The organism is Streptomyces sp. AJS327 (assembly GCF_013450295.1).
Classification (GTDB): Bacteria; Actinomycetota; Actinomycetes; order Streptomycetales; family Streptomycetaceae; genus Streptomyces.
Genome location: NZ_SKBR01000002.1, coordinates 705,669 through 727,035, shown reverse-complemented (window position 1 = coordinate 727,035; position 21,367 = coordinate 705,669). Strand labels below are relative to the sequence as shown.

Below are 21,367 nucleotides of genomic sequence, written 5' to 3'. Positions count from 1 at the left end.
GCCGCCGGTGGTGTGGGCCTTGTGGCCCGCCCCTCGCGGCGACAGGAAGAACATTACCTGATCGTGGACGGTGCTCCAAAACGGGTTCTGGGGCCCCGAGGCCGCCGTGGTGCGCTGGGATTCACCGGATCTCCGGCCTCTCCCGGCCCACCACGGACGGCGGGGGGCGTCAGCCCGAGAGTTTCGCCAGGGCGGCGTCGATCCGGGCCAGCGTGCGCTCGCGGCCCAGCACCTCCAGCGACTCGAAGAGCGGCAGCCCGACCGTACGGCCGGTCACCGCGACCCGGACCGGGGCCTGCGCCTTCCCCAGCTTGAGCCCGTGCTCCTCGCCGGCGGCCAGCACGGCGGCCTTCAGCTCGTCCGCGGTCCAGCCGGAGAGGGCCAGCTTCTCGCCCGCGGTGCGCAGCAGCGCGTCGGCGCCCGGCTTCATCGCCTTCTGCCAGGACTTCTGGTCTTCCACCGGCTCGTCGAGGAAGAGGAAGTCCACGTTGGCGGTGATGTCGGAGAGCACCGTGAGCCGTGTCTGGGCCAGCGGGGCCAGGGCGTCGAACCCGGCCTGGTCGAAGTTCTCCGGGGACCAGGGCGCGTAGGGGGCCTGGAGCCACGGGGCGCAGGCGGCGGCGAAGTCGGCGACCGGCAGCTCCCGCAGGTGGGTGGCGTTGATCGCCTCGCACTTCTTGAGGTCGAAGCGGGCCGGGTTGGCGTTGACGTCCCGCACGTCGAAGGCGGCGACCAGCTCGTCGACCGAGAAGATGTCCCGGTCCTCGGAGATCGACCAGCCCAGCAGCGACAGGTAGTTGAGCAACCCCTCCGGCAGGAAACCGCGCTCCCGGTACAGGTTGAGCGAGGACTCCGGATCGCGCTTGGAGAGCTTCTTGTTGCCCTCCCCCATGACGTACGGGAGGTGCGCGAAGACGGGGGTGTGGCCGGCGCCCACCCCCAGCTCCGCCAGCGCGCGGTAGAGGGCGATCTGGCGCGGGGTGGAGGAGAGCAGGTCCTCGCCGCGCAGCACGTGCGTGATCTCCATCAGCGCGTCGTCGACCGGGTTGACCAGGGTGTACAGCGCGGCGCCGTTGGCGCGCACGATGCCGTAGTCGGAGACGTGTTCCGGGGCGAAGGTCAGCTCTCCGCGCACCAGGTCGGTGAAGGTGATCGGCTCGTCGGGCATCCGGAACCGCACGATCGAGGTGCGACCCTCGGCCTCGTACGCGGCGACCTGCTCGGGGGTGAGGTCGCGGCAGGCGCCGTCGTACCCGGAGGGGCGGTTCTCGCGCCGCGCGGCCTCCCGCCGCTTGTCCAGTTCCTCGGCCGTGCAGTAGCAGCGGTAGGCGTGCCCGCTCTCCAGCAGGCGCCGGGCGACGTCCGCGTAGATCTCGGTGCGCTCCGACTGCCGGTAGGGAGCATGCGGTCCGCCGACCTCCGGGCCCTCGTCCCAGTCGAGGCCGAGCCAGCGCATCGCGTCCAGCAGCTGCTGGTAGGACTCCTCGGAGTCCCGGGCCGCGTCGGTGTCCTCGATCCGGAAGACCATGGTGCCGCCGGTGTGGCGGGCGTAGGCCCAGTTGAAGAGGGCGGTGCGGACCAGGCCCACGTGGGGGTTGCCGGTCGGGGAGGGACAGAAACGTACGCGGACGTCCGATGCCGCGGTCGCGTTAGTCACGCTTGATCACCTTGTTGGTGAGAGTGCCGATGCCTTCGATGGTGACGGCGACCTCATCGCCGATCTGGAGCGGGCCGACGCCCGCGGGGGTGCCCGTCAGGATGACGTCGCCGGGGAGCAGCGTCATCGCGGCGGAGATGTGGACCACGAGGTCCTCGACGGAGCGGACCATCTCGCTGGTCCGGCCCAGCTGCCGCTGTTCCCCGTTGACCGTGCACATCACGCCGAGGTCGGAGGGGTCCAGCTCGGTCTCGGTCCAGGGGCCGAGCGGGCAGGAGGCGTCGAAGCCCTTGGCCCGGGCCCACTGTCCCTCACGGCGCTGAACGTCCCGCGCGGTGAGGTCGTTGGCGCAGGTGTAGCCGAGGACGACCTCCCGCACCCGCTCCCGCGGAACCTCCTTGCAGAGCCGCCCGATCACCACCGCCAGCTCCGCCTCGTGGTGCAGGTCGGCGGTGATGGCCGGATAGCCGACCGGGTCCCCCGGGCCCGCCACCGAGGTGGAGGGCTTGAAGAAGACGATCGGGTCGGCCGGAACCTCGTGCCCCAACTCCTTCGCGTGTTCCGCGTAGTTGCGGCCGACGGCCACCACCTTGCTGGGCAGGACCGGCGGCAGCAGCCGGACCGCGCTCAGCGGCAGCCGCCGGCCGGAGCGTTCGAAGTCGGCGAAGGGATGGCCCTTGATGATGTCGAGGACGGGGCCGCCCTCGGTGTTCGCGTCGCCTTCGACGACGCCGAAGGCGACGTTCCCGTCGAGGGAAAACCTTGCGATACGCACGGGTGCGCTGTCCTTACGGTGACCGGGGTGCGGGCTGAGCCCCCAGCGTATGCCACCCGCTCGCCGGCCCCGCCCGGGATCAGCGCAGCCGGGCCATGAGCGCGTGCTCGACCAGGGTGATCAGCGCGCTCTTGGCGTCCGCGCGGTGCCGCGCGTCCGTCGTGATGATCGGGGCGTCCGGACCGATCTGGAGGGCTTCGCGAACCTCCTCCGGCGAGTACGGCTGGTGGCCGTCGAAGCCGTTCAGCGCGATCACGAAGGGCAGTCCGCTGTTCTCGAAGTAGTCCACCGCGGGGAAACAGTCCGCCAGCCGCCGGGTGTCCACCAGCACGACCGCGCCGATCGCCCCGCGCACCAGGTCGTCCCACATGAACCAGAACCGGTCCTGCCCGGGAGTGCCGAACAGGTAGAGGATCAGGTCCTGGTCCAGGGTGATCCGGCCGAAGTCCATGGCCACCGTGGTGGTGGTCTTGTCGGCGGTGTGCGTCAGATCGTCGATTCCGGCCGAGGCGGAGGTCATCACGGCCTCGGTACGCAGCGGATTGATCTCCGAGACCGCGCCGACGAAGGTCGTCTTGCCCACGCCGAAGCCGCCCGCCACCACGATCTTCGCGGAGGTGGTGGAACGGGCAGCAGCACCGCCACTAGAGCTTGCGAAGTCCACTGAGCACCCTTTCGAGCAACGTCACGTCTGGCTGGCCGTCGGCGGAGGTCTGCTCGCCGCCGGGCTGGTGGATGGCGACGAGTCCGGCCTCGGCCAGGTCGGCGACGAGGATCCGGGCGACGCCGAGCGGGATGGACAGGAGTGCGGAGATCTCGGCGATCGACTTGATCTCGTAGCACAGTCGGCAGATCCGCTGGTGTTCGGGCAACTGGCCCTGGAGCCGCGCGGAATCGGCCGTGGTGTGCACCAGCGCCTCGATGGCGAGCTGGTATCGGGGACGGGTCCGGCCACCCGTCATGGCGTACGGACGCACCAGCGGCTGGTGGTCGTTGCGGCCGCCCGGGTCGTCCGGGCCGCCCTCCGGCCCGGTGCCGTCCGGTGCGGACGGCACCGCTGGCTGGACCGGCTCGGCCGGCGCCTGGTCGTGCGGCGCCGGAGCGGGCACTCCTCCCGGCGCGCCGGGGAACCCGGTCCCGTCCGGGCCTGGCCGCGGCGGGCCCGGGGGCTGGGGCTGCCGCGCCTGCGGGACGCGCGGCGGGACCTGCCGCTGCCGCGGCATCGGCTGTTCGCGAACGCGTTCGCTGGGCGCGGAGGGAAAGTTGAATCGCTTGAGGAACGGAGCGTCCCCGCCCGAGGCGAGGGTCGGATCCGCTGGCTGCTGGTGGTCGTCACCGGTGCCGTACGACGACGGACCTCCTGGGGGCGTTGCCACGTTTCCTCCTCCGACTCACTGAACCGCGCCCATGGCGGGCACCACGCCCCGCACTTTATGGCGCGGAGACGGGATGTGCACTGCCTGTCTGCTGGTTGACCTAGTTGAGCAGGCTGCCCTGGAGCTCAGCGCGGAGGTCCGGGGTGAGGACGGTACCGGCGCGGTCGACGAGCAGCGCCATCTCGTACCCCACCAGACCGATATCGGCCTCCGGGTGCGCGAGCACCGCCAACGACGAACCATCCGAGATCGACATGATGAACAGGAACCCCCGCTCCATCTCCACCACCGTCTGGTTCACCCCACCCCCCTCGAAGATCCGCGACGCCCCCGCCGTCAGCGAAGTCAACCCCGAGGCCACCGCCGCCAACTGATCAGCACGATCACGCGGGAAACCCTCGGACATCGCCAGCAGCAGTCCGTCGGCGGAGACCACCACCGTGTGCGAGACACCCGGAGTGTTCTCCACGAAATTGGTGATCAACCAGTTGAGGTTCTGCGCCGCCTGACTCATCGGGCTCACACTAACGCTCCTGATCGTAGGTGCTACCGGGGCCGAAGCCCTGGCGGTCATTCCGGACCGAGCCACCCGCACCGCGCCCCCTGCGGACGCCACGGTGAAGGTTACTCAGCCTGCCGCGCACGTCCTCGGGCGCGCGGGAAACTGATGGGCCACCCTGGGCGCTCTCCTCCGCCACGCCCTCGACCAGATTGGCCCGGGGTACCCGGCGGGGAAGGCCGGACGTGGTGACGCCGCCCGCCTGGGGCGCGCGCAGCCGGCCCGCCCGCTCCCAGCGGTCGTCGTTCGCGGCGCGGAAGCCTCCGGCCGCCTCCGGGGACTCCGCGGATTCCGGTCCCGAATCCGCCGGACCCTCCGGGCCGCCGCCGAGGTGCGACTGCCCCGGCTCGCGGCGGGGCAGGCCCACACCGGTCGTGGAGTGATAGCTGCTCGGATGCGGTCCTGGCCGGTCGAAGCCTACGCCGTCAGAGGGCGGTTGGGGACCGCCGACGGCGGGTTCCGCTTCCACCCGGGGCGCGGGGGCGTCCCACACGCTCCGCTCCTCCCCCAGGGGCGCCTGCGCCTGCCCGGCGGGCTCGTCGCGGTCGGCCCACCATCCGGGACCGGGCTCCGGGGCGCCGTCACCGGGCCCGAACACGCCGCCGTAGCCCACCGGTTGGGCCGGGGCGTCGGGGAAGGCCTGACCGAACGGGTCGGCGCCCGCCGGGTCGTGGGGGGCGGGCCCGGCGGGCGCGTAGCCCTCCTGGTGGCCCGGTACGGGGAACTGGCCGGTCCCGGTGGGGTCCACGGGGTCGTAGCCGCCTCCGGCGGGCAGCGCGGGGCCCGGCACGGGCGCCTCCGGCCCCGGATCGGCGGCGCCCTGTGGGGAGCCGAAGTACGGCTCGTCCGGGCCGTGTTGGCCCTCCAGCGCGGCAAGGCGCTCCTCGCGCATCAGGGAGCGCCCGATCGGGTCCAGCCGTCCGGGCGCGCGCCGCTCCCCGGCCCGGGCCTCTGGGCCCTCCAGGGCTGGGGCGCCGGGGTGCTGCTCGGGGGCGCCGGGCGCGGTCGGGGACTCCATCACCCGGGAGACGGTGATGTCGCCGTCCACCTCCTCGGTGAACCCCGAACCGCCGCCTCCCTGGGTGATGTTCTCGGGCAGCATCACCAGCGAGGTGGTGCCGCCCTGTTCCCCGGAGGGTCGCAGCTGCACCCGGATGCCGTGCCGGGCGGCCAGTCTGCCGACCACGAACAGGCCCATGCGCTGCGAGACCGACACGTCGACGGTCGGCGGGTGGGCCAGCTTGTGGTTGATGTCGGCGAAGTCCTCGGACGTCAGGCCGATGCCCTTGTCGTGGATCTCGATCATGACCCGCCCGTCCGGGAGGCGGGTCGCGGTCACCCGCACCTTGGTCTGCGGCGAGGAGAACGAGGCGGCGTTCTCCAGCAGTTCGGCGAGCAGGTGGACGAGGTCGTTGACGACCCGGCCGTGGATCTCGCTCTCCGGGACCCCGCTGATGTCGATCCGCTCGTACTGCTCGACCTCCGAGGTGGCGGCGCGCAACACGTCCACCAGCGGCACCGGCTGGGTCCAGCGGCGGCCCGGCTCCTCGCCCGCGAGCACCAGCAGGTTCTCGCCGTTCCGGCGCATACGCGTGGCGAGGTGGTCCATCCGGAAGAGGCTGTGCAGCTGGTCCGGGTCGGACTCGCTGTTCTCCAGCTGGGTGATCAGGTCGAGCTGCCGTTCGATGAGCCCCTGGTTCCGGCGCGAGAGGTTGGTGAAGATGGCGTTGACGTTGCCCCGCAGCAGCGCCTGCTCGGCGGCGAGCCGGACGGCCTCCCGGTGTACCTGGTCGAAGGCCCGGGCCACCTCGCCGATCTCGTCCCGGGTGCCGATCGGGATCGGCTTCACCCGGGTGTCCACCCGGCCCGGCTCGGTGCGCGAGAGCTGGTCGACGAGGGCGGGCAGCCGCTGCTCCGCGACCTCCAGCGCGGCGCCGCGCAACCCGCGCATGGAACGGCTCATCGACCGGGCCATCTTGCCCGCCAGCACGAAGGCGGCCAGCAGCGCGGCGATACCGACCGCGCCGTTGACGATCGCGTCCCGCTTGGCGTCCGAGGCGATCTGCTTCGTCTCCTCGAACGCGTCCCGGCTGTGCCGCTCCTCCACCTCGCGGTAGGCGTCGAACTTGGCCGTGGCGGCGTCCATCCAGCTGTCCTGGGTGATGCCCTGGCCGCGCAGGGTGCTGGGCGAGGCACCGCTGGCGATGGCCTCCCCCATCTTCTTCAGCGAGGGCGGCGTCACGAACTTCTCGCCCTCGGCCTCCGCCTCCTCCCTGGCGTTGGCGTGCAGCTGCCGGGCGTTCCTCTCGCCGGCCGCCGTCTCGCGCTTCAGCAGCGTCAGGTCCTCCGGACGGCCGCCGGAGGTGTACTCGATGAGCGCGAGCCGCTCCAGGTAGGCGTAGGAGGCGAAGGCGGTGAGCTGCGCCTTCTTGTCCTTGGCCCCGGGGCCCGGGTCGACGAGCAGGTGCAGGCCGATCGAGCGCTGGAGGGACTCGGCGGCCTTCGCCAGCGAGATCGCGTAGACGGTGCGCCCGAAAGAGGTGACGTTGCCGGTGCCCAGGCCGAGTTCGTTCGCGAACTCCATCAGCGGGTGCTGGATGGTGACGTAACCCTCGTGGGTCTCGATTCCGCCCATCCTCGCGGTGTAGGCGTGCTCCCGAAGCTTCCCCAGCTTCGGCTCCTGCTCCATGAAGACGGCCAGCCGGCGCTTGAGCCCGTCCTGGTCGGGCATCCGGTCGACGGCGTCGTGGAAGACCTCGGCCGCCTTGTCGGTGGTGTTCCGGACCTTGGCGATCACCGGGTCGTCCTTCTCACCGGTCAGCAGCGGGACGGCGGTGCGGTCCCGCTCGTCGATCAGCGCGTGGCCGTAGTCCGCGGCGGCGGCGACCAGTTCGGCGACCTTGCGGGCGTCCTCCGCCTCGCGCCAGGTCTGGATCTGGCTGTTGACCTGGATACTGCCGAAGACGAGCGCGATGACGACGGGCACGAGCAGGATGGCGTTCAGCCGGGTGGGCACTCTCCAGTTGCGGACGGCGAGTCTGCTGCCGCTCCGCGCCTCTGGCTCCGCACCGGCGTCGCCCGCGGGCGGCTCCGCGTGCGACGGCGGGGTGAAGTTCCCCCTCGTCTCACCCGGGGCCTGCGACGCGGATTCCGTCGCGCCTTTCCTGCCTAGCCTCACTCGCGTCCTCACTCTCGGCACGCGGCCCGCCCGGGTCAGGTGCCGTCGCTACTGCTGAGTTCATGGAATTCCAGCACGTCACCGTCGTACCGTCCAAACACCTCAGCGAACTCTTCACACCCTCCCTGCCCGGCGAACCCAGCCCGCAAAAAGGGACATTGAGCCTTTGCCGCACCAAACAGGTTAAGGAGTGTGCACAGAGTGAAGCGCCTTGCTCGCCACCCGTATAGCGGGAGCGCGGTTTTCACACCTGAAACGTTATGAACGCGCCAGTCAGGATGGCGAAGAACACAACGAAAAACCAGCGGGAATCACGACGCCGGCGCCGGACCCGTCCGTATCCCGGGGCCGCACCGTCCGGCAGGGCCCCTCGGGAGACCGGCTCCGGCGCCAACGCAGCGTGTTCCCAGGCTACTTGAGGCGCGCCAGCAGCGCGTGCTCGACGAGCGTGATCAGTCCGCTCTTGGCGTCCGCGCGGTGCCGCGCGTCCGTCGTGATGATCGGCGTCTCCGGGCCGAGTTGCAGCGCCTCACGGACCTCGTCGGGCGAATAGGGCTGGTGGCCGTCGAAGCCGTTCAGCGCGATCACGAAGGGCAGTCCGCTGTTCTCGAAGTAGTCCACCGCGGGGAAACAGTCCGCCAGCCGCCGGGTGTCCACCAGCACGACCGCGCCGATCGCCCCGCGCACCAGGTCGTCCCACATGAACCAGAACCGGTCCTGCCCGGGAGTGCCGAACAGATACAGGATCAGGTCGTCGTCGAGGGTGATCCGGCCGAAGTCCATGGCCACCGTGGTGGTGGTCTTGTCCCCGGTGTGCGTCAGATCGTCGATTCCGGCCGAGGCGGAGGTCATCACGGCCTCGGTACGCAGCGGATTGATCTCCGAGACCGCGCCGACGAAGGTCGTCTTGCCCACGCCGAAGCCGCCCGCCACCACGATCTTCGCGGAGGTGGTCGAACGCGGCGCGGACGTCGCCTGGTCGCCGGGGGCGGTCCCCGCCATCGGCCCCGGCTGCGTGCTAGAGCTTCCGAAGTCCACTGAGCACCCTTTCCAGCAAGGTCACGTCCGGAGTGCCGCCGGGCTCCGCGCCCCCGCCGGGCTGATGTATCGCCACCATCCCGGCCTCCGCCAGGTCGGCCACCAGAATCCGGGCCACCCCCAGCGGAATGGCCAGCAGCGCCGACACCTCGGCCACCGACTTCACCTCGCGGCACAGGTGACAGATCCGCTGGTGTTCCGGGAGGAGCCCCTGGAGGTGCACGGGGTCGGCGCTGGTGCTCACCAGCGCCTCGATGGCGAGCTGGTAGCGCGGCCGGGTCCGGCCGCCCGTCATGGCGTACGGCCGCACCAGCGGCTGGTCACCTTCACCGCCGTACGGTGATGAGTGCGGCACGCCGTACGGGCCGGTCGAGGCGGGCGGCGGGGTCATGGGTCCTCCGGAAGAGGCGTCAGTGGGGACGGGCGGACAGTGGGGGCTCGGGTGGGGCCGGGCCGGTCGGGCTAGTTCAGGATGCTGCTCTGTAGTTCGGCGCGTACGTCCGGGGTGAGGACGGTACCGGCGCGGTCGACGAGCAGCGCCATCTCGTACCCCACCAGACCGATATCGGCCTCCGGGTGCGCGAGCACCGCCAACGACGAACCATCCGAGATCGACATGATGAACAGGAACCCCCGCTCCATCTCCACCACCGTCTGGTTCACCCCACCCCCCTCGAAGATCCGCGACGCCCCCGCCGTCAGCGAAGTCAACCCCGAGGCCACCGCCGCCAACTGATCAGCACGATCACGCGGGAAACCCTCGGACATCGCCAGCAGCAGTCCGTCGGCGGAGACCACCACCGTGTGCGAGACACCCGGAGTGTTCTCCACGAAATTGGTGATCAACCAGTTGAGGTTCTGCGCCGCCTGACTCATCGGACTCAACTAACGCTCCTGCTGGTAAGTGGGGCCGGTGCCGCGTGTTTCCGTACCGGCCTGCCGACCCTGCTGGATTCCGCGACGGAGGTTGGTGAGCCGACCGCGGACGTCATCGGGCGCACGGGACACCTGCGGACCGGACGGGCCCGCTGGCTCCTGCTGCGCGGTACCGGCGACGAGGTTGGCCCGGGGTACCCGGCGCGGCAGGCCGGAGGTCGTGATCCCGCCCGCGGCGGGCTCCCGCACCGCTTCGGCCTGACGCCAGCTCTCGTCGTTCGGTGAGGCGCCCCAGCGGCCGCCGGAGCCGGACTCCGGCGCGCCACCGCCGCCCACGTCGCCACCTCCGGGCACCGGACGCCGCGGCATCGGGCGCTGCGGCATCGGCGGCACCTGCTCCGGCCGCCCGCCGGGGGAAGCCCCCCGCGGGGCCTGGGGCGGGCCCGGCGCCGGGCCCGGCTCGGCCAGCCGCCCGGCGGGCGGGGCCTGCTGGGGAACGGCGCCGGAGGGGTGTCCCGAGGAGTCGCGGAACCAGCTCGACTCCATCGACTCGAAGATCGGCGTCGAGGCGTTCTCCGGGGCGTGACCGGCGGGGATACCGAACGCGGGGTCCGTGAACTCCTCGCCGGAGCGCGCCGGTTCGGCGTGGTGCCCCTGACCGGCGGACACCGGTTCCTCATGCCCGCGCGGGGTGTCGTGGTCGGCCGCGACGGGGGCGGACGGCGCGGCGGGGTGGCCGGGGCCGGACGCGACGCCGTTGGGCCGGGGCTCACGGGGCAGGTCGCCGGGGGCCGTCTCCGGCCGGGCGAACTGCCCGGTGTCGCCGGGGCCGCCCACCTGTGGACGGGCGAACTCGGCGGTGTCGCCGGGGCCGGGGCGCGCGGGGGCGGCGCCGTTCGCCACCGAGCCGCCGTGCGCGGGCGCTCCGGGGAGCTCACCGGCCGGTCCACCGCGGGTGGGCAGCGCGGGAGGGACGTCGGCGGGGCGTGCCTCCGCGCCGCCCGGCCGCTCGCCCGTGGACGCGCCGCCGGGGGCCGCGCCGGGCGCGGGCGGTGACGGCGGGGCGCCGAAGAAGCTGGTGGCGCCGGACTGCTGGCCCTGCGGCTCCCCGCCTCCGGTGAGCGCCGCGCGCGGCGCTCCGCCGGAGACCTGACCGCGGGTGTGCAGCCCGCTGAGGCCGCCCTTGCCGCCGCCCGGACCGCCCTGCGGCCCGCGCTGGAGGGCGGCGGCGAGCCCACCGGACTTCCCGGCCGCTCCCCCGGCGGGGCCGCCCTTGCCGCGCGGGCCCTGGGCTCCGCCCTGGGCCACGTCGACGGGCAGCATGACCAACGCGGTGGTGCCGCCGGAGTCGGAGGGCCGCAGTTGGATGCGGATGCCGTGCCGCAGCGAGAGGCGCCCGACCACGAAGAGGCCCATGCGCCGGGAGACCGAGACATCGACCGTCGGCGGGTTGGCGAGCCGCTCGTTGATCGAGGAGAGGTCCTCGGGAGAGAGGCCGATGCCGGTGTCGTGGATCTCGATCAGCACCCGGCCGTCCGGCAGGGCGTGCCCAGTGACCTTCACCTTGGTCTGCGGGGAGGAGAACGAGGTGGCGTTCTCCAGCAGCTCGGCGAGCAGGTGGACGAGGTCGTTGACGACCCGGCCGGCGACCTCCGTAGAGGGGACGGAGTTGAGTTCGATGCGCTCGTACTGCTCCACCTCGGAGGCGGCGGCGCGCAACACGTCCACCAGCGGCACCGGGCGGGTCCAGCGGCGGCCGGGCTCCTCACCGGCGAGCACCAGCAGGTTCTCGCCGTTCCGGCGCATACGCGTGGCGAGGTGGTCCAGCTTGAAAAGCGAGGAGAGCTGGTCCGGGTCGGCCTCCCGGGACTCCAGCTCGGAGATGAGGGAGAGCTGACGCTGGATGAGCCCCTGGCTCCGGCGCGAGAGGTTGGTGAACATCGCGTTCACGTTGCCCCGCAGCAGGGCCTGTTCACCGGCGAGCCGGACCGCCTCGCGGTGCACGTCGTCGAAGGCGGCGGCGACCTTGCCGATCTCGTCCCGGCTGTGCACGCCGACGGACTCGACGGAGGTGTCGACGTCCTGCGGCTCGGCCTCGGACATCTGCTTGCCCAGCTCGGGCAACCGCTGCCGGGCCACCTCCTGCGCGGTGTCCTGGAGGCGGCGCAGCGAGCTGACCATCGAGCGGGCCACCACGAAGGCGCCCACCAGCGAGATCCCGAGGACGAGGAAGATGATGACGCCGTTGACCACCGCCTCCCGCTGTGCCTCGGAGCGCAGTTCGCGGGCCTGCTCCTCCATCTGCGAGAGCAGACTGGCCTCGATCTTGCCCATGGCCTCCAGCTTGGACTTGTCGAGGTCGATCCAGTCCATGTAGGAGCGCTGCTTCTGCTTGATGCCGTCCGGATGGTCGAGCACCCGCTCGCGGTACTGGTCGGCGGTGACGATGTTGACCACGCCGCCGTCCAGCGGGGCCATCAGACCGGCGGCGCGCTCCTCGCCGTAGATCTGCTCGAAGCTGCCGAGGGCGGCGTTCTCGCGGGCCATGGCGGTACGCGCGTACAGCCGGTCGGTCTCGGAGAGTTCGGGACCGCCGGGGCGGGCGAGGCCGGCCGAGATGACGGCCCGCTGGATCGAGGCGAACTCCTTGGCGCTGGAGAAGGCCGCCAGCGCGCGGGTGCTCTGGATCATCTCGGAGTTGCTGGTCGCCTGCGCCATGTCCTGGGAGAGCGAGAGCAGCGAGGAGATCAGCTGGTTGTAGCTGTTGACGGTCTGCGAGGTGTACGCGGCGTTGGTGTAGGCGCGTTCCCGGATGTCCTTGATGGTGCCCAGCTGGCGGGTGATGTCCAGCACGGTGGTCTGGACACCGGCCATCGCCTTGTCGGTGTCGTCGATGCTGGCGGTGCGTTCCTTGAACGCCTGGAACGCCTGGTCGGTGCGCTCGCGCGGCCCGACCACGGTGTCGTCCTTGGCGTTCTTGGTGGCCACCAACGGCCCCGCGGAGCGGTCCCGTTCCTCCTGGAGTGCCTGGGCCAGCTCCGTCGCCTGCTCGGTCATCTCGGTGAGCAGCTTCATGTTGTCGAGCTGCGAGACGTTGTTCAGGGAGCTGTGGATCCGCATCCCGCCGAGCGTGGTGGCGGCGATGACGGGCAGGGCCAACAGCGAGACCAGGCGGGTGCTGATGCGCCAGTTGCGGAGGGCGAGCCGGGAACCGCTGCTCACCGCGGCCTCGTTGGCGGCGTCGGCCGTCGCCGCGGCGGCGCCCTCGGCGGTGTTACCGCCCTCGCGCCCGGCGGCGGTGCCGCCCTCCTGGGCGCGCTCGGCGGAGGAGCCACGGTCGGTCGAACCTCCCGGCTCCCCGGACCCCTCGGCGCTGCCGTTCCTCTTGAAACGTCCCTGCACTAGCGTCGCAACCTCTGGACCAGGCGTCCCCCCGCCTGCGACGGAGGGACGGTATCGAGTCGTGGGGGTTCCCAGGCCCCCCGCTGTCGGTCGTCAGTGACCGGCTCGTCCCCTCATCTCCGCCGCACGGTGCGCTGCATCTGCGCCCCCAGCGCGCCGGCCGGGGGTGCCTCCGGGTCGAAACTCTGAGGAGGCGTCCTGCGCGGTCCGTGGAATTCCAGCACAGCGCGGGATCTCCAACAAGGGCTGTGGATAACCCGCCGGAGGGCGCTACTCCCCGGATCGGCACGACTACCTCTCGTGCACAACTCCGACCGGAATTCCGGACTTTCCCCTACAGCTCACCCTGACCCCCACCGCCGGACCCCGGGGGCACGCGGCGGCGGCACGCCGGAGGAATGCGCGGTACGCCCACAACGCCCGTATTTCCGGGGGGAGATACGCGATGGCAATTGTCGCTTTTGACCGCAGCTCGTGAGCAAACTCACACGCTCCGCGTTGTCTACATCACGCTGCGAGCGGGAAAGGCGCGTCTACTCTCACCGTTTACACTTTCCAGAGAATCGACAAGCGAGAGTCGACACACCAGCAGCCGAGTGAGGAACGGGCGATCGTGAAGTCCACCATCTCCATCCGGAGCACCGCCAACCCGCGCCGCACCACCCTGGCACACCTCTCCGACGCGGACGAACTGACCGTCAGGCCGCACGAGTCCGCCGCGTCCGGCGCGGAGGGCCTGCCCGCGAGCACGGCCAACCCGCGCCGTACCGTCCTGGAGGACGCGCCGGGCAACTGACCGCGGCTCAGGCACGCGAGAGCGCACTGCGGTACCCGAGAACACACAGCGCGGGACGGGAGCGAGTCTCCCTCCCGCGCTTCGTGCGTTGCGCCCCCGTCCGGCGACGAGGTCCGGCGGAGGGGCGGCAGGAGGTCCCGCCGTCCGCACCGGCCCGCCCGGACGCCGACTCGGCCCGTGCCGGGAACCGGGCTCCGTGGCGGCCCAACCTGGGCCACGGCGCGGTGAGTTGGCGCGGTGAGTTCAGGGGTCCCGGCGGGCGGCTCCGCCGCTCAGCTGTGCCAGCTCCGCGGGGACTGGTAGCCGTGGTGTCCGTGGTGGCTGTCCAGACGGCGCCAACGCGGCTTGCTGGCCGGGCGGTTGTCCGCCGCCCGCGCGGGCGCGTGGGTACGGGCGAGGAGCAGGGCGGTCACGGCGGCGAGTTCCTCCTCGCTCGCGTGGCCCTTCTCGACGCGGATCGGCTGGGCCGGGATCGTCCCCTCGGTCTCGGGACGGCTCTCGGTAAGGGACGGGCTCTGCGGCACGATGACTCCGATTACTGGGGTGGGTTGCCGTGCTTGCGGGAGGGCAGATCCGCGTGCTTGCTGCGGAGCATCGCGAAGGTGTCGATGAGCACCCGGCGGGTCTCGGACGGGTCGATCACGTCGTCCACCAGGCCGCGTTCGGCGGCGTAGTACGGGTGCATCAGCTCCGCCTTGTACTCCTTGACCATCCGGCGGCGCATGGCCTCCGGGTCGTCGGCGGCGGCGATCTGCTTGCGGAAGATGACGTTCGCGGCGCCCTCGGCGCCCATCACCGCGATCTCGTTGGTGGGCCAGGCGTAGGTGATGTCCGCGCCGATGGACTGTGAGTCCATCACGATGTACGCGCCGCCGTACGCCTTGCGCAGCACCACCGAGACCCGGGGGACGGTGGCGTTGCAGTACGCGTAGAGGAGCTTCGCGCCGTGCCGGATGATGCCGCCGTGTTCCTGGTCGACGCCCGGCAGGAAGCCCGGCACGTCGAGCAGGGTCAGCAACGGGATGTTGAAGGCGTCACACATCTGCACGAAGCGGGCGGCCTTCTCGGACGCCTCGATGTCCAGCACTCCGGCCAGCGACTGGGGCTGGTTGGCGATGACCCCGGTCACCTGGCCGTCCATCCGCCCCAGGGCACAGATGATGTTGGTCGCCCAGCGCTCGTGGACCTCCAGGAACTCCCCGTCGTCGACCAGTTCCTCGACCACCCGACGCATGTCGTAGGGCCGGTTGCCGTCGGCGGGCACCAGGTCGAGCAGCGCGTCGCAGGGGCGGTCGGCCGGGTCGTCGCCCGGTTCGGCCGGCGGGTTCTCGCGGTTGTTCCGGGGCAGCAGCGAGAGCAGGTAGCGCACCTCCTCCAGGCACGACTCCTCGTCGTCGTAGGCGAAGTGACAGACCCCGGAGGTCTCCGCGTGGACGTCCGCGCCACCGAGGCCGTTCTGCGAGACCCGCGCGCCGGTCACCGCCTCGACCACGTCCGGGCCGGTGATGAACATCTGCGAGGTGTCCCGCACCATGAACACGAAGTCGGTCAGCGCGGGCGAGTAGGCCGCGCCCCCGGCGCACGGCCCCAGCATCACCGAGATCTGCGGAATCACCCCGGAGGCACGGGTGTTGCGCTGGAAGATCCCGCCGTACCCGGCGAGCGCGGCGACGCCCTCCTGGATCCGGGCCCCCGCGCCGTCGTTGAGCGAGACCAGCGGAGCGCCCGCCGCGATCGCCTTGTCCATGATCTTGTGGATCTTGCTGGCGTGCGCCTCGCCCAGCGCTCCGCCGAAGACGCGGAAGTCGTGGGCGTAGACGAAGACCTGGCGCCCGTGGACCGTCCCCCAGCCGGTGATCACACCGTCGGTGTAGGGCCGGTTGTGCTCCAGACCGAACCCCGTCGCGCGGTGCCGCCGCAGGGGCTCCATCTCCTGGAAGGAGCCCTCGTCGAGCAGGAGGGCGATGCGCTCCCGCGCGGTCAGCTTCCCCTTGCCGTGCTGCGCGGCCGTCGCCCGGTCGCTCGGCCCCCGCAGCACCTCGGCCCGCATCGCGTGCAGCTCGGCGACGCGCCCCCGTGCGTCCGGCGCCACCGCTTCGTCCTGATCCGCTGACGGCGACGGCTGAGAAAGATCGGTCATGTATAGACCCTACGAAAAAGCGATGCCGGAAGCCGTCGTCAGATTCGTACAGTCTCGGTGCCGGATTCATGGCTGCGCTGGACAGAACCGTGCTTAGCGGAGGCCCTCCATCCGGTCATACTCCGCATAACGAGCGCCGGACGCTGTGGGGACCCGACAGCTCCCCCGCAGCCTCCCCGAACCGTTAGCCGCTGGTCAGCGGCCCGGAGCGACGGCGTCACCCGCCAGGGGACCGCCCCGGGCAGCGCCCGCGGACCGCCCCGGACCGCCCAGAGACGCCGCGCCTCCGGGTCCCGCGGCGCACGGGACCCGGAGGGGCGGAGCCCACGGCTCACTGGGGCGCGGCGACGCCCGCGCGCAGCAGCCCGTAAGTGTAGGCGTCGTCCAGCGCCTGCCAGGACGCCGCGATGACGTTGTCGCCCACCCCGACCGTCGACCACTCCGTGCTGCCGTCGCTGGTCGAGATCAGCACGCGGGTCGTGGAGGAGGTGCCCTGCCCCTCCTCCAGGATCCGCACCTTGTAGTCGACCAGGGCGAGCCGGGCCAGTTCGGGGTACAGCCGCTCCAGCCCGATCCGCAGGGCCCGGTCGAGGGCGTCGACCGGGCCGTTGCCCTCGCCCGTGACCACGATCCGCTCGCCCTTCGCCCAGAGCTTCACGGTGGCCTCGTTGAGGGGCGCTCCGTCGGGGCGCTGCTCGACGATGGCCCGCCAGGACTCGACGCGGAAGAACCGGGGGGCCGCACCCTCGTGCGCCTCGTCCCGGAGCAGCAGTTCGAAGGAGGCGTCGGCGGCCTCGTAGGTGTAGCCGCGCAGCTCCTGCTGCTTGACCCGCTCGACGACCCGTCCGGCGAGTCCGGGCTGGGCGGCGAGGTCGTACCCCAGCTCCCGGCCCTTCAGCTCGACGGAGGCGCGGCCCGCCATGTCGGAGACCAGCATCCGCATGGTGTTGCCGACCCGCTCCGGGTCGATGTGCTGGTAGAGGTCGGGGTCCACCTTGATCGCGGAGGCGTGCAGCCCGGCCTTGTGGGCGAAGGCGGAGGTGCCGACGTACGGCTGGTGGGTGGAGGGGGTCAGGTTGACCACCTCGGCGATGGCGTGCGAGACCCGGGTCGTCTCGGCCAGTCCGCCCGGCGGGAGGACCCGCATGCCGTACTTCAGCTCCAGCGCCGCCACGACGGGGAAGAGGTTGGCGTTGCCCACCCGCTCGCCGTACCCGTTGGCGGTGCACTGGACGTGGGTGGCCCCGGCGTCCACCGCGGCCAGGGTGTTGGCGACCGCGCAGCCCGTGTCGTCCTGGGCGTGGATGCCGAGGCGGGCGCCGGTGTCCGCGAGGACGGTGCGGACGACGGCCTGGATCCGGGCGGGGATCATGCCGCCGTTGGTGTCGCAGAGCACCGCCACCTCGGCGCCCGCCTCGTGGGCCGCGCGCACCACGCTCTTCGCGTAGTGGGGGTTGGCCAGGTAGCCGTCGAAGAAGTGCTCGCAGTCGACGAAGACGCGCAGGCCCCGCTCCCGGAGGTAGCCCACCGAGTCCCGCACCATCGCGAGGTTCTCCTCCAGGGTGGTGCGCAGCGCCAGCTCGACGTGCCGGTCGTGCGCCTTGGCGACCAGGGTCACCACGGGGGCGCCGGAGTCGGCGAGCGCCCGCAGCTGCGGGTCGTCGGCGGCGGCGGTCCCGGCGCGCCGGGTGGCGCCGAAGGCCACCATCTGGGCGTTGCGGAACCCGCCCTCCCGGGTGACGCGGGCGAAGAACTCGGTGTCCCGGGGGTTGGCGCCGGGCCAGCCCCCCTCGATGAACCCGACGCCGTAGTCGTCCAGGTGCCGCGCGATGGCGAGCTTGTCCGCGACGCTGAGGTTGATCCCCTCGCGCTGGGCGCCGTCCCGCAGGGTGGTGTCGAAGACGTGGAACGCGTCGCTGGGGACGGTGTCCGCCGTGACGCCGGTTACGTCAGTCACGTCGGTCACGTGAGCGACGTGCCCGACACCTGGGACGTCGGGACCGGGGGCGGCGGGGACGGCGGAGGTGGCGGAGGACTGGGCCGCCGTACCGGCGTCGGTGGGTTCCGTGCTCATGGCTGGTGTGGCTCCTGTACGGGTGACGGTGGGTCCGGAATGCGTGGCTCCACTTGCCCCATCCTCCCTCGCGCCTCGTTCGTCCGGCCGAGTGGGCCGAAAAACGAAAAAACCCCTCGCGGGTGCGAGAGGTCTGCGCGCGGGTCTGAGACACGGTGGCCGCGCCGCACGGGGTGGTGCGGGGCGGTCACTGCGGACCGGCGCGCCTGCTGCCAATAATCATGACGAACGAGGACACGTCGGCAGTCTGGCACAGTTCGCGCCCCCGTCCAGGGGGCGTCTCACCATGCGGAAGAACCCGGTGGCGGAGCCGCGGGCCACGAAACGACGCCGGACACGAGCCGGGCCCGACCGAACCGCGCCCGGACGGGATGGGTCCAGGCGCGCGCCGTGTCCTGGGACACAGCGGGGAGGCCAGCACGGCACGGGGGGACCGTAGCGCCGCGCGGGGCCTCCCCGCCGCCCGCCCCCGGCGCACACGGCGGGGGCACCCGGCCCGCCGGACACGAGGCGGACCGGTGGACCGGTCACCGGCCGCCCCGGCTACGAGGCGGCCGGCGGCGCGTCAGCCGGTGTGCGCCACGTAGACGTCCCACGCCTCGTTGCCGTCGTCCTCCGCGATCGCGTCGGGCGAGGTGTAGGCGACCGCGGCGGCGCCGTCGGAGAGCGCCCCGGCGCGGGTCTCGACGTAGTTGCCCTCGGCGTCCGGGGTGACGGGCCGGGCCGCCTCGTCGGAGTCCACGTCCATCAGGTAGGTCGGCGAGGTGCCGTGCCCGGTGTACAGCAGGCGCTTCCCGTCCGGGCTCGGCACGGGGGATCCGGAGAACGTCGAGTCCTCGGAGTGCCGCCCCGGCACCCGCTTCAGCTCGGCGCCCATGGCCCCGACGAAGACGTTGACGGCCTTGTCGCCGTCGTCCGGCACCAGGCCGTCGTCCCCGGACTGGAAGACCACCGACCCGCCGTCCGCGGTGATGGCGGGCCGGGTGGAGTCGCGGCCCTTCTGCTGGTCGCTGGTGCTCTCGGCGTCCAGCTGGGTCGGCTTCTCGTCGGTCAGCTTCCGCGTGAAGACGTCGCAGCAGTCGGCGCGCGGCCCGTTGAAGTGGTTGTACTGGTAGGCCAGCGTGCCGCCGTCATCGCTCAGGGTGAGCTGCGAGATGGACCGGGGCTGCCAGTCCGGGCGCGCGTGCTTGAGGGCCTTGGTGGTGCCCGCCGCGCGGTCGGTGACGTACACCCACGCCTCCTTGTCGTCCGGCGGCGGGGTGCCGACGAAGGCGACGCTGCCGCCGTCGGCGCTGATGGCCGGGGACCAGCTCTGCACGTCGTGGCCGACGCCCTCGGTGCTGATCCGCTCGGTCTTCCCCGTCTTCCGGTCGTGCACGTGGACCCGGCGGTCGTCCTCGCCGTCCTCGGTCTCGAAGGCGACGTAGCGGCCGTCGGCGCTGAGGACCGGCGAGGAGGCGGTGCGCCCCTCGACACTGATCCGCTCGACGGCGCCGCCGGTGGCCGAGTCGCCGTCCCCGGTCCCCTTCAGGTGCTTGACGAAGATGTCAGCGGCCCCGTTGGTGTCGCCCGGCACCAGGTTGGTGGCTTCCGAGGTGAAGACGGCGAGCGTGCCGTCCCTGCTGACGACCGCGTCCCGGGAGGGGCCGTCGGCCTCGGTCCCGTCCGCCGCGGTGCTGACCCGCTGGGTACGCGGGGCCGAGGGCTCGGCTCCCTCGTCCGCCGAGGCCAGCACCGGCAGGATCGCGGCGGTCAGGCCGCCGACGAGTGTGGCCCCTAGGGCCGTGCGCGTGACGAGGCGCATGTTCTCTCCCCCTTGGTGAGCGGGACGGCGACGCGGCGCGGCCCGCGCGAGCCGTACGGCGCCGTGCCCGGCGGCCCCAGCCGGTGCGGGCACCCGCTCCCCACGCGGGTGCCCGCACCGGTGGCCGGTGCCGCGGTGCCGTACGGAGGTCGCGGGGCAGCCCCGCGCCCGCCCCGGAAGGGTGGGCGGTACGCGGGGTGCCGTCTCGCGGGTGCGCGCCGAACCGGCGCGTGGCTGGCGCCGGGCGCCGCCGTCCCCTGCTTGGATTCCCCGGGGAATCCAAGCAGGCCGTCAACGCCCGGACAATCAGCGCTTTTGCGTACAACCCCGGGGGCCGTCGGGGAGTCCGCGCACCTCCACGGACCGCCGGGGCGTCGCGCCGGTTGTGCTCCGGTCACCCCAGCACCGCCCCCGGCGTCCCCACCGTGGGCGCGTGGGAGCCGTCGACGGGACGACGGGCGGGCGAGGACCGGGGCCGGGCGGCGCCTGAGGGTGGGGGCTCTTGCGCGGAGGGGGTCAGCGGATGGGGTGGACCCAGCCGTGCCGGTCCTCGGCCCGTCCGGTCTGGACGGCCAGCAGCGCCTCGCGGAGCCGCATGGTGATCTCGCCGGGGCTCCCGTCGCCCACGGTCCAGGAGCCGCCACGGGACTTCGCCTCACCGACGGGGGTGATGGCCGCCGCGGTGCCGCAGGCGAAGACCTCGGTGATCTCCCCCTCGGCGTTCCCCCGCCGCCAGTCCCCGGTGGAGATGCGCGCCTCTCCGGTGCGGTAGCCCAGGTCGGTGGCGAGGGAGAGCAGCGAGTCCCGGGTGATGCCGGGCAGCAGGGTGCCGGTCAGCTCCGGTGTGACGATCTTCGCGTCGGCGCCCGAGCCGTACACGAAGTACAGGTTCATGCCGCCCATCTCCTCGATCCAGCGGTGCTCCGTGGCGTCCAGCCACACCACCTGGTCGCACCCCTGCTGCGCCGCCTCAGCCTGGGCGACCAGCGAGGCGGCGTAGTTTCCCGCGCACTTGGCCTCGCCGGTGCCGCCCGGCGCCGCGCGCACGTAGTCCTCGGAGAGCCAGACGGAGACGGGCTCGACCCCGCCGGGGAAGTACGGACCGGCGGGCGAGGCGAGGACCATGAAGGTGTACTCGTTGGCCGGGCGGACCCCGAGCCCCACCTCGGTGGCGAACATGAACGGCCGCAGGTACAGCGACTCCTCGCCACCGGCCGCCGGAACCCAGCTCTGGTCCTGCCGGACGAGCAGTTCGCACGCCTCGATGAAGGTCTCGACGGGCAGCTCGGGCATGGCCAGACGGCGGGCGCTGCGCTGGAACCGGGCGGCGTTGGCCTCGGGACGGAAGAGGGCCACCGAGTCGTCGGGCTGGCGGAACGCCTTGAGCCCCTCGAAGATCGACTGGCCGTAGTGCAGGGTCATGTTCGCCGGGTCCATCTGGAGCGGCGCGTACGGCTGGAGCAGCGCCTCGTGCCAGCCGCGGCCCTCGGTCCACCTGATGGTGACCATGTGGTCCGTGAAGTAGCGGCCGAAGCCGGGGTTCGCCAGCACCGCCTCGCGCTCCGCCGGGGAGAGCGGCTGTGCCGAGGGCTTGAGGTCGAAGTCGATCCGGGTGGTCATGAGCGCGTCCTTCGCTGAGTGTCGTGGCGGACCGCGCTTCCTAGCCGTGCCGCTCACGCGGCACGCACGTGC

16 protein-coding genes are annotated in these 21,367 nt (G+C 72.2%); 1 reads left to right on the top strand and 15 read right to left on the bottom strand.

Going from position 1 to position 21,367, the window contains the following annotated elements; all coding sequences use genetic code 11:
• Positions 1–169: 169 nt before the first annotated feature.
• The 10 genes from gltX to E0L36_RS12815 all read right to left on the bottom strand — a co-directional run bounded on the left by gltX (position 170) and on the right by E0L36_RS12815 (position 12,861).
• On the bottom strand, positions 170–1,657 hold the full coding sequence (gene gltX / locus E0L36_RS12860) for a glutamate--tRNA ligase (protein ID WP_180929156.1): 1,488 nt from the start codon (positions 1,655–1,657) through the stop codon (positions 170–172).
• Complete coding sequence (locus E0L36_RS12855) at positions 1,650–2,432, bottom strand: fumarylacetoacetate hydrolase family protein (protein ID WP_180929155.1); 783 nt, start codon at positions 2,430–2,432, stop codon at positions 1,650–1,652. Before E0L36_RS12855 ends, gltX begins: the two co-directional genes overlap by 8 nt.
• A gap of 79 nt (positions 2,433–2,511) precedes the next feature.
• Entirely contained in the window at positions 2,512–3,096 is a 585-nt protein-coding gene (locus tag E0L36_RS12850; RefSeq protein WP_180929154.1) for an ATP/GTP-binding protein, read from the bottom strand.
• Positions 3,077–3,808, bottom strand: coding sequence for a DUF742 domain-containing protein (locus E0L36_RS12845; RefSeq protein WP_180929153.1), 732 nt, complete (start codon positions 3,806–3,808; stop codon positions 3,077–3,079). Before E0L36_RS12845 ends, E0L36_RS12850 begins: the two co-directional genes overlap by 20 nt.
• 100 nt (positions 3,809–3,908) lie before the next feature.
• Entirely contained in the window at positions 3,909–4,322 is a 414-nt protein-coding gene (locus E0L36_RS12840) for a roadblock/LC7 domain-containing protein (protein WP_086814009.1), read from the bottom strand.
• Between the two features lie 10 nt (positions 4,323–4,332).
• Positions 4,333–7,545 carry a nitrate- and nitrite sensing domain-containing protein gene (locus E0L36_RS12835; protein ID WP_180929152.1) on the bottom strand — a complete coding sequence of 1,071 codons (3,213 nt, stop codon included), beginning with the start codon at positions 7,543–7,545 and terminating at the stop codon, positions 4,333–4,335.
• 411 nt (positions 7,546–7,956) lie between these two features.
• The gene (locus E0L36_RS12830; RefSeq protein ID WP_374705532.1) at positions 7,957–8,583 is read right to left on the bottom strand and encodes an ATP/GTP-binding protein; all 627 of its coding nucleotides are present in this window, start codon (positions 8,581–8,583) and stop codon (positions 7,957–7,959) included.
• On the bottom strand, positions 8,564–8,974 hold the full coding sequence (locus E0L36_RS12825) for a DUF742 domain-containing protein (RefSeq protein ID WP_180929150.1): 411 nt from the start codon (positions 8,972–8,974) through the stop codon (positions 8,564–8,566). The genes E0L36_RS12830 and E0L36_RS12825 overlap by 20 nt, the downstream gene beginning before the upstream one ends.
• 71 nt (positions 8,975–9,045) lie before the next feature.
• A complete protein-coding gene (locus tag E0L36_RS12820) occupies positions 9,046–9,459 on the bottom strand; it encodes a roadblock/LC7 domain-containing protein (RefSeq protein ID WP_180929973.1) in 414 nt (137 codons plus the stop codon).
• 9 nt (positions 9,460–9,468) lie between these two features.
• Positions 9,469–12,861, bottom strand: a complete 3,393-nt coding sequence (locus E0L36_RS12815) for a nitrate- and nitrite sensing domain-containing protein (protein WP_180929149.1) — start codon at positions 12,859–12,861, stop codon at positions 9,469–9,471.
• 613 nt (positions 12,862–13,474) lie between these two features.
• On the opposite strand from E0L36_RS12815, the gene E0L36_RS12810 reads away from it, so the two are divergent.
• Positions 13,475–13,657 carry a hypothetical protein gene (locus E0L36_RS12810; RefSeq protein WP_180929148.1) on the top strand — a complete coding sequence of 61 codons (183 nt, stop codon included), beginning with the start codon at positions 13,475–13,477 and terminating at the stop codon, positions 13,655–13,657.
• A gap of 272 nt (positions 13,658–13,929) precedes the next feature.
• Here E0L36_RS12810 and E0L36_RS12805 read toward each other — a convergent pair whose 3' ends face one another.
• The 5 genes from E0L36_RS12805 to E0L36_RS12785 form a co-directional block, all read right to left on the bottom strand.
• On the bottom strand, positions 13,930–14,181 hold the full coding sequence (locus E0L36_RS12805; RefSeq protein ID WP_308416743.1) for an acyl-CoA carboxylase epsilon subunit: 252 nt from the start codon (positions 14,179–14,181) through the stop codon (positions 13,930–13,932).
• A gap of 11 nt (positions 14,182–14,192) precedes the next feature.
• Positions 14,193–15,797 (bottom strand): acyl-CoA carboxylase subunit beta, encoded by a 1,605-nt coding sequence (locus E0L36_RS12800; RefSeq protein WP_180929147.1) that lies wholly within the window; start codon positions 15,795–15,797, stop codon positions 14,193–14,195.
• Between the two features lie 331 nt (positions 15,798–16,128).
• Positions 16,129–17,871 (bottom strand): citramalate synthase, encoded by a 1,743-nt coding sequence (gene cimA / locus E0L36_RS12795; protein WP_180929146.1) that lies wholly within the window; start codon positions 17,869–17,871, stop codon positions 16,129–16,131.
• Between the two features lie 565 nt (positions 17,872–18,436).
• Positions 18,437–19,675 (bottom strand): PD40 domain-containing protein, encoded by a 1,239-nt coding sequence (locus E0L36_RS12790; protein ID WP_180929145.1) that lies wholly within the window; start codon positions 19,673–19,675, stop codon positions 18,437–18,439.
• A gap of 516 nt (positions 19,676–20,191) precedes the next feature.
• Positions 20,192–21,295 (bottom strand): branched-chain amino acid aminotransferase, encoded by a 1,104-nt coding sequence (locus tag E0L36_RS12785; RefSeq protein ID WP_180929144.1) that lies wholly within the window; start codon positions 21,293–21,295, stop codon positions 20,192–20,194.
• Positions 21,296–21,367: the final 72 nt, after the last annotated feature.

Bases quoted from the DNA above. Each gene is read 5' to 3' on its own strand.
- E0L36_RS12820 (WP_180929973.1), bottom strand. From the start codon at position 9,459: ATGAGTCAGGCGGCGCAGAACCTCAACTGGTTGATCACCAATTTCGTG.
- E0L36_RS12790 (WP_180929145.1), bottom strand. From the start codon at position 19,675: ATGCGCCTCGTCACGCGCACGGCCCTAGGGGCCACACTCGTCGGCGGC.
- E0L36_RS12785 (WP_180929144.1), bottom strand. From the start codon at position 21,295: ATGACCACCCGGATCGACTTCGACCTCAAGCCCTCGGCACAGCCGCTC.
- E0L36_RS12825 (WP_180929150.1), bottom strand. From the start codon at position 8,974: ATGACCCCGCCGCCCGCCTCGACCGGCCCGTACGGCGTGCCGCACTCA.
- E0L36_RS12840 (WP_086814009.1), bottom strand. From the start codon at position 4,322: ATGAGTCAGGCGGCGCAGAACCTCAACTGGTTGATCACCAATTTCGTG.
- E0L36_RS12800 (WP_180929147.1), bottom strand. From the start codon at position 15,797: ATGACCGATCTTTCTCAGCCGTCGCCGTCAGCGGATCAGGACGAAGCG.
- cimA (WP_180929146.1), bottom strand. From the start codon at position 17,871: ATGAGCACGGAACCCACCGACGCCGGTACGGCGGCCCAGTCCTCCGCC.